The 16,578-nt window shown below is 37.2% G+C and carries 15 protein-coding genes and 4 pseudogenes; 15 read left to right on the top strand and 4 right to left on the bottom strand.

Going from position 1 to position 16,578, the window contains the following annotated elements; all coding sequences use genetic code 11:
- Nucleotides 1-546: 546 nt before the first annotated feature.
- From ABES02_RS28955 to ABES02_RS28945, 3 genes are all read left to right on the top strand, one after another.
- Nucleotides 547-972, top strand: a complete 426-nt coding sequence (locus ABES02_RS28955) for an ASCH domain-containing protein (protein WP_430141344.1) — start codon at nt 547-549, stop codon at nt 970-972.
- Nucleotides 973-1,135: 163 nt separating this feature from the next.
- Nucleotides 1,136-1,309, top strand: a complete 174-nt coding sequence (locus ABES02_RS28950; RefSeq protein WP_430141342.1) for an ATP-binding protein — start codon at nt 1,136-1,138, stop codon at nt 1,307-1,309.
- A 217-nt stretch (nt 1,310-1,526) separates the two neighbouring features.
- On the top strand, nt 1,527-1,790 hold the full coding sequence (locus ABES02_RS28945; RefSeq protein ID WP_430141340.1) for a hypothetical protein: 264 nt from the start codon (nt 1,527-1,529) through the stop codon (nt 1,788-1,790).
- Between the two features lie 59 nt (nt 1,791-1,849).
- Here ABES02_RS28945 and ABES02_RS28940 read toward each other — a convergent pair whose 3' ends face one another.
- The 3 genes and pseudogenes from ABES02_RS28940 to ABES02_RS28930 all read right to left on the bottom strand — a co-directional run bounded on the left by ABES02_RS28940 (nt 1,850) and on the right by ABES02_RS28930 (nt 4,046).
- Entirely contained in the window at nt 1,850-2,569 is a 720-nt protein-coding gene (locus tag ABES02_RS28940) for a 3-ketoacyl-ACP reductase (RefSeq protein ID WP_026566628.1), read from the bottom strand.
- 115 nt (nt 2,570-2,684) lie between these two features.
- A pseudogene (gene hxlB, locus ABES02_RS28935) lies at nt 2,685-3,128 on the bottom strand (6-phospho-3-hexuloisomerase); the annotation flags it as partial.
- Nucleotides 3,129-3,266: 138 nt separating this feature from the next.
- Complete coding sequence (locus ABES02_RS28930; RefSeq protein ID WP_430141337.1) at nt 3,267-4,046, bottom strand: SDR family NAD(P)-dependent oxidoreductase; 780 nt, start codon at nt 4,044-4,046, stop codon at nt 3,267-3,269.
- 743 nt (nt 4,047-4,789) lie between these two features.
- Here ABES02_RS28930 and ABES02_RS28925 point away from each other — a divergent pair.
- From ABES02_RS28925 to ABES02_RS28890, 8 genes and pseudogenes are all read left to right on the top strand, one after another.
- The gene (locus ABES02_RS28925; RefSeq protein ID WP_430141335.1) at nt 4,790-5,074 is read left to right on the top strand and encodes a putative quinol monooxygenase; all 285 of its coding nucleotides are present in this window, start codon (nt 4,790-4,792) and stop codon (nt 5,072-5,074) included.
- 330 nt (nt 5,075-5,404) lie between these two features.
- Nucleotides 5,405-5,656 (top strand): ArsR/SmtB family transcription factor, encoded by a 252-nt coding sequence (locus tag ABES02_RS28920; protein WP_430141348.1) that lies wholly within the window; start codon nt 5,405-5,407, stop codon nt 5,654-5,656.
- Nucleotides 5,657-5,667: 11 nt separating this feature from the next.
- A complete protein-coding gene (locus ABES02_RS28915; RefSeq protein WP_430141333.1) occupies nt 5,668-6,633 on the top strand; it encodes a TIGR03571 family LLM class oxidoreductase in 966 nt (321 codons plus the stop codon).
- A gap of 37 nt (nt 6,634-6,670) precedes the next feature.
- Entirely contained in the window at nt 6,671-7,693 is a 1,023-nt protein-coding gene (locus ABES02_RS28910) for an LLM class flavin-dependent oxidoreductase (RefSeq protein ID WP_430141331.1), read from the top strand.
- 142 nt (nt 7,694-7,835) lie between these two features.
- Entirely contained in the window at nt 7,836-8,135 is a 300-nt protein-coding gene (locus ABES02_RS28905; protein ID WP_192654929.1) for an iron-sulfur cluster assembly accessory protein, read from the top strand.
- A 146-nt stretch (nt 8,136-8,281) separates the two neighbouring features.
- Nucleotides 8,282-8,795: pseudogene (locus tag ABES02_RS28900) on the top strand (type 1 glutamine amidotransferase domain-containing protein).
- A gap of 92 nt (nt 8,796-8,887) precedes the next feature.
- Entirely contained in the window at nt 8,888-9,604 is a 717-nt protein-coding gene (locus ABES02_RS28895) for an SDR family oxidoreductase (RefSeq protein WP_430141329.1), read from the top strand.
- Nucleotides 9,605-9,778: 174 nt separating this feature from the next.
- Nucleotides 9,779-10,678: an aldo/keto reductase gene (locus ABES02_RS28890; protein ID WP_430141328.1), complete on the top strand. Its 900-nt coding sequence runs from the start codon at nt 9,779-9,781 to the stop codon at nt 10,676-10,678.
- A 504-nt stretch (nt 10,679-11,182) separates the two neighbouring features.
- Here ABES02_RS28890 and ABES02_RS28885 read toward each other — a convergent pair.
- A pseudogene (locus ABES02_RS28885) lies at nt 11,183-11,428 on the bottom strand (IS110 family transposase); the annotation flags it as partial.
- A gap of 383 nt (nt 11,429-11,811) precedes the next feature.
- Here ABES02_RS28885 and ABES02_RS28880 point away from each other — a divergent pair.
- The 4 genes and pseudogenes from ABES02_RS28880 to ABES02_RS28865 all read left to right on the top strand — a co-directional run bounded on the left by ABES02_RS28880 (nt 11,812) and on the right by ABES02_RS28865 (nt 16,124).
- Nucleotides 11,812-13,101 (top strand): spore germination protein, encoded by a 1,290-nt coding sequence (locus ABES02_RS28880; RefSeq protein ID WP_430141326.1) that lies wholly within the window; start codon nt 11,812-11,814, stop codon nt 13,099-13,101.
- A gap of 16 nt (nt 13,102-13,117) precedes the next feature.
- Nucleotides 13,118-13,990 (top strand): annotated as a pseudogene (locus ABES02_RS28875) (GerAB/ArcD/ProY family transporter); the annotation flags it as partial.
- A 29-nt stretch (nt 13,991-14,019) separates the two neighbouring features.
- Entirely contained in the window at nt 14,020-15,270 is a 1,251-nt protein-coding gene (locus ABES02_RS28870; RefSeq protein WP_430141324.1) for a Ger(x)C family spore germination protein, read from the top strand.
- 338 nt (nt 15,271-15,608) lie between these two features.
- Nucleotides 15,609-16,124, top strand: a complete 516-nt coding sequence (locus tag ABES02_RS28865) for a GNAT family N-acetyltransferase (protein WP_430141346.1) — start codon at nt 15,609-15,611, stop codon at nt 16,122-16,124.
- The last annotated feature ends 454 nt before the right edge of the window (nt 16,125-16,578 follow it).

The raw sequence follows: 16,578 nt of genomic DNA, 5'->3' as shown, positions 1-16,578 counted from the left end.
AAACCGTTTTAGTAGAAAATGGTTAAAAAAATCTCATGATTTTGGACAATTTTCACTTACAAATAAAAAAGGACACTTCATTCTTTCTTACTACAACACCCTTATCGATCGGATACAACTTCAGCGTAGAGTAATTACATATTTTCCAGGAGCCATCTTTTGATTTTTCTTATATAAAGAAAATTGATAATATTAAGCAGACTATCCCAATTGAGGATATTGTTATTACAGACGAAGCAATCAAACCAAATTACTTAATGGGTATGCGATTCTGTAAATCAAGGAAAATGATAATAAGGTTGCATTATTTTAATTTATCTAACGAAAAAGATTACATCTATTCAAAAATTGCATTCTATTTTCTTTATTGTTATATTCCGTTTTTGTTTGTGTTTATTTATATGAAGCAAAAGATAATGAAACAGCAAAACAATGTGGTTTCCCATAATTAGAAATGGATGTTTCTTCAATGTCTATGCTGATAAAATTTTTCTGCAGGGAAACTCTATAGACAAAGTAAACTTTTATCGGTTGGAGGCCGTTAGAATGAAGGTTTTATCAATGATTCAGCCTTGGGCAAGTCTTTTTGTCCTTCGTGAGGCCAAATATGAAACAAGGACATGGAGAACGAATTATCGAGGGCCATTGGCGATTCACACAAGTAAAAAAATAGATAAGGCTGTCTGCAACCATGTAGCAATCCAGGCGTTGCTTGGAAAGCATGGGTACACAAAAGAGAACCTTCCAACTGGCATGATTATTGCGGTATGCAGGCTGGAAAATTGTTTGATGGTGACTGAAAACAACCAGACTAGTGCAATCCTGGAGGATGGAAGAATTGTATCAGGTAATGACTATTTTTTAGGTGACTTTCAAGTGGGAGGTTTTGCTTGGGAAGTTCAGGACATGCAGATACTGGATGAGTTTATTCCTGCAAAAGGAAAACTAGGACTATGGGAATATAACTTATAACAATTTTTTTTAGATAAAACTTATCCGCAGAATAAATGACACCGACTTAATTATTTGGGTGCCATTCAGTTTTTAGACCTTTTTTCACCACAACTCGTTTTTACTGGGGAAAAAATCAGTTAAAACAGGTTTTTATAAATTAATTAAAAATTCCTTAGATGCGATGCCAACTGGTGGTAATATCTATGTTTCCATTGATTCGACTGCTCATCATATTTTAATTAAAATCAAGGATGAAGGGGGAGGACTAGGGGAGGAACAGGTTAAAAGATTGGGGGAACCTTTTTTCGCTACCAAACATAATGGAAATGGATTAGGCCTTATGGTCAGCTATTAAATTATTCAGAACCATAAGGGAAATGTTAAAAGTAAACTAAATCAAGGAACCTCTTTTATAAATCACATTTAATAAAAAAACAAAAAAGAAGCCTTTAATCTTTGATGCTAAGGTATAAATCAAACATTTGAAAAGCCCTCATATTCTTTAAATTTGAAGATTTATTTAACATATTATGTGGGAAAACTATCCTATACTGACTTTGAGGAGTGAGAGGATGATCGTAAAAGGGAACATTATTGCAGGTGAATTTGATTCGACTATCAATGAATTTTCCTTACAGAAAGTTAAGAATTTCGAAACAGAGTCGGTCCTTAATGAAGATCAGATAAATAATATTTATCATTATTTAAAAAAACATCAGCATGAAGAGGATGGGCAAATTATTACTTTATACGATCAAATGCTTGTACGCTTAGCGCAGAATGAAGTTAACCAGTTAATTGTTGATTTAGAGAAAGTAATGTCCTTGTATCACTGATACATATAAGAGTATTTTATACGAACTAAAGAAGCAGACCCCACTGGATCTGCTTCGTTTTATGATGGATTTGTTGACCATAATCCAGCTGTTTTAACGAATACTCTTGGATTAAATTTTAAACTAGCCACGACTAATTCTGCAAGGTCTTCTGGGTGCATCACGTTTTCTTCATTGCCTTTAACAAGATTTGTATCAATGGCTAAATCTGTAACGACCGTACTTGGTGTTAAAGCAGTAACACGGACATTATGTTTTCTTACTTCTAGCATAAGTGATTCTGTTAGCCCTAAAACAGCGAATTTAGAAGCACTGTAAGCACTTGTAACAGGCGCACCTTTTTGGCCAGCAGATGAAGAGATATTGATGATATCTCCTGATTTTCTTTCGATCATTCCGGGTAATACTGCTCTTGTTACATTATACACACCCATTAAATTGACTTGGATGATTTTTTCCCATTCTTCTGGTGTTAGATCAAGGAACCCACCAAATTTAGCAACACCAGCATTGTTGATTAGGATATCAATTGGTCCTAAGTCTGATTTGATATGTTCAACAGCATGGGTAACGGATTCAAGATCGGTCACATCTGCAGTTGCTGCAGAAACCTTTACATCAAATTGTGCTAGTTCAGCAGCTACCTTTTCTAGATTAGACATATTTAAGCCGATTAGGCCTAAATGAACGCCTTCTTTTGCTAAGGCGATAGCAGTAGCACGTCCAATGCCTCTACCTGCGCCAGTAACTATTGCAGTTTTTCCATTTAAAGAAATCATTTTATCACTCCTAAAATTATTACAAATTGAAGTAGTTCATTCTAACAGAAAGACCGCAATCTTGCATGGAAACAGCTTGCGGTCTTTCCTATTTAGAACTCGAGGAATAATATATTTATTCTAAGTTGGCGTGTCTACCGTACATTTTATTGGTATCCAAACCTTTTTTCTCCATGAACCGAAGGATCACAGCGTCGTAAAATAGTAAAAGTGTTTGCTCAAATAATGAGCCCATTGGTTGAATCGTCTTAAAATCACTCTCCGACTGATCTTTAGGTGAGCCAGGCAACTTAATTGTGATATCCGCTAATTGTCCAATAGTGGACTCAGGGAAAATGGTTACAGCTGCAATCGTCCCACCGATGCTTTTTGCTTTCTCAGCCATGGAAACTAAACCTTTTGTTTCTCCTGAACCTGATCCAATGATTAAGATGTTATCTTTTTCAAAGTTAGGGGTTACGGTTTCGCCAATCACATAGGCATCTATCCCCATGTGCATCATTCGCATGGTGAATGATTTGGCCATAAATCCAGATCTACCTGCGCCTGCAACAAAGACAAGCTGGCGAGAAGCTTTGCTCTTTAGTCTTCTTGACGGACATGCCGGAGCTGGACATCTCATAAAATATAAAAAAATAAGCGCAGGGACAGCTCTACTTCTTCAAAGAGGAAAGAATTCGTCCCTGTGATTAAAAACTTATTTTCTTTTGAGAAGCCAGTCTTGAAAATCGGTGGCAACTATTCTTTCACCTGCGATTCCCTCTGCAGCAGCTGAGGCTAAAAAAACAATCGGCTCGGCCATAACCCTTGGATCTAATAGCTGGAATTTTGATTCAATCTCTTTTCGAACTTCGTCCGGAATCATCCCGGTAGTAGTGGCACCACCCGGTAAAAGCATATTCACCATAATTCCATATTCCTTTAAATCTTCTGCCATTATATATGAGAGTGATTCAGTGGCTGCCCTCGATGGTCCATAAGGTACAAAACCCTTTCTTTTCATAGTCTCATGATTCATAGAAATATTAATGATTCGCCCATGACCTTGTTCCATCATTAAAGGAGCAAACCCTCGAGCTATTAAAAAATATCCTGTGAGATTGGTATCAATTAAATCTCGAAACCCCTCTGGAGTTACTTTGAAAAATGGCTGAGGCTCGACTAAAAAACGCGGGTTTACTGTCCTCATCCCAATTCCCGCATTATTGACGAGAACATCCAGCTTCCCCCATTCTCTTTTCACCCATTCGACCGCCTGATTGACGGATTGTTCTGATCGAACATCCAAAGGAATTCCAACAGCAGGATAACCCTCGCGCTTTAACTTCTCTACTGCTTGATCCAATTTAGTCCCAACTCTAGAAGCTAACGCCACCGTGGCTCCAGCGTGAAGCAAAGCCTCCGCCATGGAAAATCCTAGGCCGCTTGAAGCACCTGTTACGAGGGCATGGATATTTCTTAACTCTTTTGTATTCATTGGCATTTTTCCTCCGAAATGTTATTAGACCACTGACTAATAAAGTATTCTATCTAATCATCACTTTTATACTTTGCCAAAAAAGTAAGCTAGAGGGTTTTCGGGCGCAGTAAAAAAGGGGCAGAATAGGGAAAGAAAAAGGTGTCTCTTTTGAGGAAGGATACGCTTCTGTGTTGAAAGTAAACAACTTTTTTCACACTTTTTTACTATATTTGTATTGAACAACATAAAAATCTACCCAAGTTACGAGCTGAATGTGATATTTAAAAATGCAAGTGTCAAGTGTATAAAAATATTTTTTTTGTATTTTGATAAGTGGAATATAGTTTTTAGGAAACGAATTGGCATCAAGTTTATAGGGTGGAAAGAAAGTAATAACATCATTATTAAAAAATATGAGGAAGAAGATATTAAGTGAGTTCAATTATTTAGTGGAAGAGGAAAACAAGATTTTTATAAGAAATTTGGTTTTGAAGCCCCAGAATCTGAAGCCCCCTGGTATGTCCTTATTTTTATAATTTATTAAAGCAGCTGCTTATGAGGTTTTATCAATGTGTATCAAGTCCTTTACTAATTTAAGCCTAACTAAAAAAGTTAAGAGTAACAGTTAAAAGCTTACATAACTGAAGCGGATAAGAGATTAAAAAGGGTATATTTTTTACACCATGCTGGGAGGGACATTAACTCCACTGCCACCAACTTTTAAAAGAAAGACAAACTACTCATTATTAAGGGGGATGAAAATGGAGCATATTGTAATTACTGCTGTATTAAAACCAAAAGAAGGCCTGCAGAGGCAACTATTATCAGAACTCAAAAAGGTACAAGCGGCATCAAGGGAAGAGGCGGGTTGTATAAAGTATGACTTGCACCAATCTGAAGACCAAACTTTTGTTTTATATGAAGTGTGGAAGGATGAGGAAGCGCTGGAACACCATATTCAGTCGGCTCATTATCAGGAATACAGGAACAATATTGCAGACCTTGTATCAACTAGAGAAGTGTATAAGCTAAAAAAAATGGAATAAGTTCACAAAGATGGAGTGGCGGAACCGTCGGAAAAACCTGTTATATGCAGGTTTTTTAGTCGTCTTTTTTAAGATGGGAGTTTTTCGCCGTATCTCCTTCGAAACAAATCTTTTGATTTGGACGGACCAGATGGCTAATATATTAATATCGCGAATTTCCGATTTGGCGTGATGCTTTCAGATCATCTATCCAGCTTCCATTGGGATAGTGATAATCGATATAGAAAGAGGCAAATGACATTGAAGCAGGAATTGGAACGCTTAAATGATGAACAAGCCGTTGAAATTTTTAAGGCATTGTCGAACCAGACGAGGGTGAGCATTCTTCAAATGTTAAAAGATCCCGACAGTCATTTTTCACCGCAAGCCCATATTATTGCTGATGAAGGATTTGAAGGCGGGGTTTGCGTAGGGGATATCCGAAGCAAGGCCGGGATTTCGCAATCCACTACTTCACAGTATTTATCGATTCTGCTGAAAAGCAGACTGGTTGAAATGAAGCGAATCGGACAATGGACGTATTATCGCCGTAATGAGGAGACGATTAAAAAGTTCGAAAAATACATTGGTACAAAAATTTAAGGAGAATTGAAGTGAGTTTATTACAGCATCGAGCATTTAACAGGTTGTACCAACAGGATAAAATGACACTTGGTTTCGCGATTCCGACGGCAAGGATGTCCAAATATCCGATTATGGAAAATCAGCTGTCGCTTGCCCGCAAAATTGAAGACCAGGGTTTCGCGGCATTGTGGCTTCGGGACGTTACGATTCAGAATTTGAATATTGATGATAATGGTCAAATGTATGATGTATGGATCTATTTGACCTATCTTGCGGCCCATACCAAGGATATTGCACTTGGGACGGCGAGTGTGGTCCTCCCGCTGCGCCATCCTATCCGAGTGGCAAAGGAAGCATCATCTATTGACCGGTTGTTTCCCGACCGCCTGATCATGGGAGTGGCTTCAGGAGACCGGGATAAAGATTTCACAGCTTTGGGAATATCCAAGCTAGAAAGTGGAGGGCTGTTTAAAAAGAATTATGCATTCCTTGAACGGCTGTTAAAGGAGGACAATCCGACAATCAACAGCGATTTAGGCATCATCGATGGAACGGATATGAGAATGATCCCCAAACCTTTTTCTTCGATTCCGACCATGGTGACAGGATTCAGCAATCAATCGATTGAATGGATCGCCCAGAATGGGGACGGCTGGATCCAGTACCCGAGGATTATCCCACAACAAACTCAATTGATTAACGAGTATCGCGAGTTGTCGGAAATTCACGCCCCAGGAGTGTTTAAACCTTTCACTCAGACTTTATTTATCGATTTATCGGAAAATCCCGATTCGTTTCCTGTTCCGATTCCGTTAGGATTTCGTGTAGGGCGCAAACAGTTATTAGAAATTCTATATCAATTTCAATCTATTGGTGTCAATCACCTGGCATTTGTATTGTATTTTTCAAAGCGCCCTCCCGAGGAAGTCATCCAGGAGCTTGGAGAGTTTGTCTTGCCTTACTTTCCGACTCATGAAATTCCAGTATTAGATTAGTTTTTAAAAAAATTAGATAAGGGAAGAAGATGAACTTATGTCTAAACATGCAAATAAACTAAACGAAATTCCATTCTCGGTGCTTGATCTTTCACCGATAACAGCCGGAAGTACTCCTGCTGACTCTTTCCGCCATACATTGGAACTCGCACAGCTTGCTGAAAAACTTGATTACAACCGTTTTTGGCTCGCTGAACATCATAATATGCCGTTTATCGCCAGTTCCGCCACTTCTGTGGTGATGTCCCATGTGGCAGCCGGTACATCAAAAATCAGGATTGGTTCAGGAGGAATCATGCTGCCGAATCACGCACCGCTCGTCATCGCTGAGCAGTTTGGCACTCTTGAATCATTATATCCTGGGCGAATTGACCTTGGTCTGGGGCGGGCACCCGGTACAGATCAGGGGACCGCTCGTGCATTGAGACGCGACTTGGGAAGTACCGGAGATGACTTTCCTGAGCAATTAGCGGAACTCCGCGGTTACTTTGATCCATCCCTGGCACAAGGGAACCCTATAAAAGCGATTCCAGGTGAAGGTTTGAATATTCCAGTCTGGCTGCTGGGTTCAAGCGGCTTCAGTGCGCAGCTGGCCGGAGAACTGGGTTTGCCATTCGCGTTTGCCGCCCATTTCTCGCCACTTAACACTCTGGGTGCTCTACAGATCTATCGCAAGGTGTTTAAGCCTTCGAATGTTCTCGATAAGCCGTATGCGATGGTGGCATTGAATATCATTACAGCAGAAACGGATAAAGAGGCAATGCGCCTTTTTACAACAATACAGCAGCAATTTTTGAATCTGATGAGTGGCAACCTTACACCGCTTCAACCACCGGTAGATGACATATCCGAAGTGGCCAGCAGCAACCAATTAAAGGCTCTCGAGCAGCAATTAGGCTCATCGATCGTGGGCAGCCAGCAGACGGTAAAGGACAAGCTGCATACATTTTTGGAGGAGAGCCAGGCAGATGAAATCATGGCCATTGCCCAAGTTTACGACCACAAAGCTCGCCTGCATTCATACGAGCTTCTGGCAGAAATTACAAAAAGCGAAAGGTAAAAAGGAGGACATCAGCAAGGAAACCTTTTTGATTTTTCCTAAGGCATTGAATATGGATGAAACCTGTGAGCTCATGTTATGAGCTTGTTTACAGGATTCCTTAATTAAAAAGTTAAAAGTTGTTAGAATAGGAGACAATGATATGAACTGCAAAATTAACCGAAATGCTGCTAAAGTGCTGAAACAAATGTTGGAAAGTGAAGAGGCTGAAGGGAAAATGGTTCGTGTCTACGTTACATTGGACCATGGGGACCATGCCCATTATGAAGTAAAACTTGATACGCCCACGGACCATGATGAAATTGTGAAAACAGACAAAGGCATTGATGTTTTACTTGATAAAAGGGAACCGTTTTTAGATGGGGTTTGGATCAAGTATTTCTATGTGCCGCAAGCAGGATTTGATATCACGAATTCTTCCAAAGGGCATCACCATCATTAAACACGTGACAGAGCGATACTAAATGTTTTTATACCTTCATATATCTAGCAGTATCATATACTAAACACAGTAGATTACTTGTATTTATTGTGTTAAATGAGAATAATACCAACGGTGCTTTTACAATTATAAGGGGGCTTATCATAATGAGCAAAAAAATCGCTACACTTAATAACAGACTTATTTGAAGATGTAGAATTCACAGAACCAGCACTAGCATTTAAAGATGCTGGTCATCAAGTGATCACAATCGACATACAGGCTGGAAAAGATATTACTGGTAAAAAAGGTGAAGTAGTAAAAATAGATAAAGGAATTGGGGAAGTTAATCCTCAAGACTTTGATGCTTTACTCATCCCTGGCGGCCTCCCTCCCGATTTATTACGTGAAGACGACCGTTTTGGTGAATTCGCAAAAGCATTTATACAAGAAGGTAAACGTGTTTTTGCCATTTGCCATGGCCCACAAGTATTAATTGATACAGACCTATTAAAAGGCGTCGACATAAAAGGTTTCAAATCAATAAGGAATGATCTCAAAAATGCAGGTGCTAACTACAAAGATGAAGAAGTTGTGGTAAGCAATAATATTGTAACAAGCCGTTTTCCGGATGACATTCCTGACTTTAATCGTGAATCCTTAAAATTATTAGCTGAATAATAGCGTAAGTACTCAATAGTATCGTTTTAGAAATTAATATTTCACAATGAATTTCAATACAAAAAAGGTTTTAATAAGAAAGGGGTTTTACTATGTCATTAAATGGTAAACGAGTAGTTGTTTTAGGGGGTACTTCTGGTATTGGTTTAGCAACTGCCAAAGCGTTTCTCGATCAATCAGCTCAAGTGATCATTGCCAGCCGTTCTGTTTCCAAATTAAATGAAGCAAAACAAGTTCTTGGTGGCAATGTAGAAGGAAATGAAATCGATTTTCGAAGCGAAGAAAAAGTAGCAGAATTTTTCAGCAAGGTTGGAAAATTTGACCACCTTGTGGTAACAGCAGGAGAAGGCGCAATGGGGCACTTTAGCGAATTGCCTGTGGCAAGTGCTAAAGAGGCGTTTGATAGTAAGTTCTGGGGGCAATATATTACCGTCCGTTCAGCACTTCCATATTTAAACAATGAGAGCTCAATCACCTTAACCTCTGGTGTATATGGCGTTCGTCCTCCTCAAGGCGCTACTACGTTAGCGGCAATCAATTCAGCCATTGAAGGATTGGTTCGAGGACTTTCCGTAGACCTAGCCCCTATTAGGGTAAACGTGGTTTCACCTGGAATTGTAGACACTCCAATCTATGCTGGAATGCCAGATGATCAGAGGCAAGCACTGTTCAACGGCATTGCACAACAGCTCCCTGTTGGACGGATTGCAAAGCCGGAAGACATAGCTGAAACCTATGTATACCTTGCTAAAAATGGTTTTACTACTGGTACGGCTATTCTTATTGATGGTGGAGCCCACTTAGTATAATGGCCTAAATGGATGTTGAACGGAAGCTTATCACCCTGCCAAGCAGCGGTTCTAACTAAAATAGAAATAAGTTAAGAATTAAGTAATTTACTGGTGGCAATACTGCAAAAGAGTATTGCCGCCTTTTTTGTTATTAGGTACATAAAAAGATACAAAAGGAAGTGTTGATTTTTAATGAGTGTACAGGACGAAAATAAATTAACAAAAATAAAAAATTCCCTTGAAAGTCGTGTAGTTACATTGCCTGATGGAACTTCTATGCCAAGAATAGGACAAGGAACTTGGTACATGGGAGAAAATCCTCAAATGAGAGAAAGGGAAATCAAAGCTTTACAACTCGGAATAGAATTAGGCATGAAACTAATAGATACGGCGGAAATGTATGGTGATGGCGATTCTGGACGCTTAGTAGGTGAAGCAATTAAAGGACGAAGAGATGACGTCTTTTTAGTATCAAAGGTGTATCCTCATCATGCAGGATTAGATATGATTGCCAAAGCGTGTGAAAACAGTCTAAAAAGGCTGGGAACCGATCTTCTTGATTTGTACCTTTTACACTGGCGAGGACGTGTGCCATTAGCAGAAACCATTGAAGGAATGGAAAAGCTACGCAAGGAAGGAAAAATAGTAAGGTGGGGAGTCTCCAATTTTGATACCGATGATATGAAAGAGTTATGGAACACCACTAACGGAAAAAATTGTATGATTAATCAAGTATTATATCATCTTGGTTCAAGGGGTATAGAGTATGATCTCTTACCATGGCAGCGAGAACATCACATGCCTATTATGGCATATAGCCCGCTAGCTCAAGGAGGTTCTTTAAGAAGACAACTGTTAACGGATCCAACCATTTTAGAGATTGCAGAAAAATACGCTGTACAACCCTTACAAATCGCTCTCGCTTGGACAATCCGTTCTAACAATTGTCTGGCTATTCCAAAAGCTGTTCAAGAAGAACATGTACTAGCAAATGCGGAAGCTGCTATTATTGAATTAACAAAAGAGGATTTAAATAGACTTGATGAAGTATTTCCGCAACCGACTAGAAAAATGCCTTTGGACATTTTATAGAAATTTTGAGGATAGACAAGAGAGAAGGGATTGAATGTGTATGTCAACAGAGGTATTGGGAAGATTTACTCCAGATGCAGCGCCGAGGAGGCTCCCGGCTCGCCCGCGGAAAGCGAGCACATGAAGCCAATTGCTTTTTAACTATGAGCCCTCCCTTCACTAAGTAGCGGAATGGTGTGATTAGCTTACTTCTATTACTTTGGTTGGGATGTAGCTCTCTTTAATAGTGGTGATTTTACTGCTGGAGTTCACTTGGAATTATATGACCCTGAAACAGTTAAAATGAGTGGGGAAGAAATTTTTTTAACAGCTTCATTACACCCTACTTACATAAGTATATGATCAAAAAGAGGGAGAAAGGAATGTAATGGAGATAATTGATCTATTTAAAAAAGGATATGAATTTGAAGGAATTAGAGTGGATTTTTTAGTAACTTATACCTTTCAATTATTGTTGTTATTCTTTGAATATACATTATTCTAGCCAAAGAAAAGCAGGCGAGTAATTAAATATCCTCGTTCTTCCAAGTATTGAACAACTGAAGTTTGATAATGCCCAGTAGCCTCTAATATGACCGAAGGTTTCTTCCCTGACTCATTTTTAACATTCTCAAGAAACGTTACAAGTGAACTAAGCCCCTTAAGTGTATGATCTACTTTAAAGCTCTTTCGATATGGTCTACCTTTATCCAGAAATGCTTGAACCTGACTTTCACCTTTAGATATATCCAGACCTACGACTGGATTCATTATATATCTCCTCCTAATTAAGTGATTTGCCAGTAACCCCTAATCCTCCATGCAGTGTCACAGCTTCGCTTGTTATACGAGATCTAAGTCCCAACCAGCCTCAATCATGTTTCTACAAGTAGGGGGCGAACGGTTTAGTTGACGGGGTCAAGCCCCACGGGCAGATACGTTCTACCCTGGCTACTGTTATAATAAGACCAAATAAAAAATGGTCAACCAGAAATATTTTCTGGCTGACCTTATAATACGAACGGGGCAGTTTAGCTTTAGAAGGAATTAAAAAAAGGGGGTATTAGATAGTCGTAGAATACTTACAAAATAGTCAGTCTGGTTTGGGTGTGAAAAATTGTATTTTAGTGGATAATATCTCTGAGGTGACTTTAATGAATCTTAAGGACTTGAAAGAAAATCATGATTTTATTCACCGTGAAGTTAAAAAGGGAAATCTAAAAATTACTCTTTTTTATTTGAAGTCACTATGCGACGAAAAAAAAATTACTTGTAATGTAATCTCAACTTTTTATGATACAGACGAAAATCTTGAGTATGAAGAATATATCCGCTCATTTGAAGAATGGTCAATGATTAAAGATGAAATAGATGCTGTGGAAAAAATTTTCAGCGGATGCATTATAATCTTACAAAACAATAAAATGTACTCTGTTAAACTGGACAATATTGAATCTCGTCCTGTATCTGAATCGACAGAAGAAAGTATTTTGCAAGGTCCTAAAGATAGCTTAAATGAAAAATTAAGTATATCCTTAAACATTATTCGCAATCGATATCGAAAAGAAACTTTAAGGGCTAAAAACCACACATTAGGACAAAATTCCAAGACGAATATTATTTTACTGTACGATGAAAAGCTCTGTGATAAAAAAGCTCTACAACACTTGAATAATAAACTAAAAGACTTAAAAGTTGATTTATTACAATCTGCGGGTCAGTTGCAAAAATTATTGGTGGAGAGTAAGTGGTGTCCTTTTCCTTTATTTATGACAACAGAGCGACCTGACAGAGTAGTAACAAATCTGTCTCAAGGGAAAATTGTATTTCTTATTGAAGGATCTTCATGGGTTTTACTAGGACCAGCTAGTTTCTTTGATTTTTTTAAATCTATGGATGATCAAGTAGAATTAGTCACCATAGGAAAATTTCTTATTTTTATTCGATACATAGCACTGATGATTTCACTTTTTCTTCCCGCTTTATACGTCGGCGTCATTTCTTATTCTCCAGAAATTTTAAAAGTACAATTTGCTCTTCTAATTGCAGGAAGCAGAATAGCTGTTCCTTTTCCTTCCTACATTGAAATTATCTTTATGATGCTGATGGTGGAATTCTTATGTGAAGCCAGTATTCGTTTACCAAGAACAATTAGCCCATCCGCAACGACTGTAGGTGGCTTAATCCTCGGGCAGACTGCATCCCAAGCAGGACTAATAGGCAATGTTATGATTATTGTCATTTCTATTGTTGCAATTTCTATTTTTGTCATTCCGGTAAATGCCATGCATCAAGCTATCCGACTTATACGATATCCACTCATTGTACTTGGAAGTTTATTTGGAACTATAGGGGTACTAATAGGAACCTTTGCTCTAATCGCATATCTATGTAGTTTACGTAGCCTAGGTAAACCGTACATGCAGCTATTTGCAAAAAACTGATTGTAGGTGGATTTTAATGCTAGGACAGCGTTATTACGTTTATTTGTTTTATATCAATGCACTGGTGAACGTAACTGCTTTTATTCCTCAAATCCTTTACAAAAATCGATTTAACGGGAGCTTAGTTAGTTTAGCACTATCAATCCTAATAGGATCGTTTCTCATTACGATATTTCTAACTCTAATGAAAAAATTCCCAAGACAAAATATTGTTCAAATTATGGATAGGCTATTCCCAAAATGGTTTCAGAAGACTTTTCTGTTTTTTAATTTTACTCTACAAATTTTTGCAGGAATGTTATTTCTTATCTCAAATACGCAAATTGTAAACCTTTTTTTAACCCCGAACGCAATTATCGTATTTTATATTTTTCTCTTGTTAATCGTATTTGTAATAATGAATCAAACAAATTCCATATTGTATATGTTGGAAATTATTGTTTTATTAGCTACACCTTTCTATCTTTTTATCATACTGAGGTTTTTTACCGATCATTTAGTAATGGTAGATTCCATCAAACAATCTTGGACTTACCTAATGCATTTTCCAAAAATGAATTCAGTAGCTTCTGGATTATTTGTTTTTACAGGATTCACAAATTTTATTATTTATGGTGAACATATTCTTTCCATAAGTAAGAAAAAATTATTAATTGCTATAGGGATTATTTGTTTCATACTTTTTTCTTCATATTTCGTACCAATTGGATACTTTGGACTTAATGGCGTAGGAAAGGAAAGCTATGTCTGGGTAACTACAGTTGACAGTATGCGCTTTGATTACTTCTTTTTAGAAAGAATGGTATCAATTTTTATTTTGGTCCAAATTGGCATAACGTTGATGTATATAATATTATCCTATCACTCGGCACTACAATATCTTCAGTTAATGACAAAAAATGTTGGAGGACGTTCAAAATGGGTCGGCATATTTGTCGTCGTGATATCAGCCTTAATTACTCAGCATTTTACAGACGAATTCAGGTTGTTAAAACTTTTCAATTATTTTTTTATTTTTCGTATTATTTTAGATCTATTTTTAATGTTAATTTTACTTTTTGCTTCAAAAAAACAAATCGAAAATTAGTAATAGTTTTTTTAATATTACTGTTAATTCCTTTTTTAGTGAATGGGTGTTCATTTAAGGATATTGATAAACGTTCATTTGTTACATCAATTGGTATTGATAAGTCTGAATTATTGGGAAAAAAATATAGAGTGATCCTCAAAATTTCACTTTCAAAGGGAGACCCAGCTACAATAGGAGCCGATTTTACTTTGCTATCTTTTGATGCCAATTCCATTTCTGAAGCTCTAAGACGAATGAAGTCGATGACAGATAAAGAATTGTTTTACGGACATACCAAAACAATTCTCATTGGAGAAAAAATTGCTGAAGGGGATATTCGTCTATTATTAGATTATTTCGTAAGAAGACCAGAAATACACAAGACTGCGTATTTAAGTGTTGCTGCTCCAACAGCATATCAGGTACTTCAGTACAAACCTAAGGTAGAACGAGTTGCAGGCAGTTATTTATTTTCAATGTTTGAAGAAAGCAGCACTGATTCGCCATATATTAAAGTGTTAACACTATTTGATGCATATAGAAGGGAAACAGAAACGGGAATTAACATGGCTATGCCTGTAATAGAAGTTAAAAACAATAAAATTCTAGTTGATACAATTGCCCTTTTTAGCAAAAAGAGAATGGAGTCTAAACTTAATCCTAAAGAATCTGAGCTATTTAGACTCCTGACTGTGGGAATTAAGAATGGAAGTACCAATATTAAGACCAAAGACGGTACTTATGCAATAAATATTTCAAAAGGAAATGCCAGCTTCAAAATTAAAGAAGACAATAACCACATGATATCAGTCTTTTTTTTAATTAAATTGAATGCAATTGTAGAAGAAAAATTGGACAATCAAATAAATCTTTCCAATGATCAAATAAAAAGAATACAGGATGAAACAGAAACGAAAATTAATAAAGAAGTCATCTTACTTTTAGATAATATTCAGAAAACAAAACTAGACCCCATTGGATTAGGTCTTAAATTCAACTCGAAAAATTTTGACCATAGGAATTGGGAGAATTATTACCCTAACCTCAAGTTTAAAGTAAAAGTGGCTTGTAAGATAAATGGAGCTGGTATTGTTGAATAAAATTGGTTCTATATAATAGCTTGATTGTGAAGGAGTGTAATTAAACAAACGGAGTGCAAGAGTTAAAGAACGGGGATTGCTACGGGGCTGTTGACAAATAAACATCCAAAGCAAAAAGAAGATCAATCACTACAGTATATAGTGGTTCGTCTTCTTTTTTATTACTATATTTTGTGCATTGGAGTACGGCAAATTAGTTTGTCAACAGCCCCCTACGGCGATCCTTTTTTGTTATTGAGATAACGTAAGCGGTTTAGATAAACAACAATATCATTAAATAGAGGATTTTTAGCTTTCGTAAAGAAAGAGTAAATAATGAGTATTGAGGGGATGAATAAATTTTGGAAGCAAGTAACCATATCATTCAGATAAAGCCTTGGGAGCATAATGACCTTGATTTACTTTTTCGTATCAACGCTCCAGAAATGATGCAGCATCTTGGAGGTCCAGAGAGTAAAAAGCATATTTTGAAACGACATAAACGATATCTTGAGCTTGGAAATAGAGGACGTATGTTCAGCATAATATTGTTACCAGAATTAGAACCAGTAGGTTCTGTGGGTTATTGGCAAACTACTTGGAATAATGAAAGAGTATATGAAACTGGATGGAGCGTTCTATCCTCTTATCAAGGGAAAGGTATAGCTACAAAAGCAGTAAAGTTAGCATTAGAAGAAGCATCTAGTGAGAACAAATATAAATATATTCACGCATTCCCATCGATTGATAATCCTGCTTCTAATGCAATTTGTCGGAAGCTTGACTTTCAGTTAATCTCTGAATGCGAATTTGAATATCCTCCAGGAAGCTTTATGCGGTGCAATAATTGGCGTTATAACTTAATTGGACAATAGCTGATTTTTTAGTTCTTAATTATTAAAAAAGTTTGTGAAGAAATGTACTTAAGCTAACGGGTGCTTATGTTTAACAAAGGGTTGCGGTGGCAGCTCTTTTTTCTTGTTCCACTAACGAAGCAGATATATACAGTATGATTTTTGACCGTATTCATAGTTAATAACGAAACAATAACAGCCCTTTTTCTATCTTTGTTTACTTATTATCTTCAGTAAGTAATTATAGTTTTCAACGTAAACAACGATAGGACTTTACTTGGAGAGGTGGGTATGATAGGCTCGTTTGCCTGATGAAACAACTGCTTCAGCCTTTCAAGACAAATCGTACCCACAGAGGCTCCAAGTCAAGTCCTTAAACGCCATTCTACGTTTACATATAAACAATGATAAAAGGTGCATCATATCAATGTTATGTTGCTGATACTGTATATATGGGCAGCATTCCTGTAATGAA

The organism is Neobacillus pocheonensis (assembly GCF_050477905.1).
GTDB classification, from domain to species: domain Bacteria; phylum Bacillota; class Bacilli; order Bacillales; family Cytobacillaceae; genus Neobacillus; species Neobacillus pocheonensis_A.
Note: the sequence above shows the minus strand (reverse complement) of the source record. Positions and strands in the feature narration are given on the sequence as shown.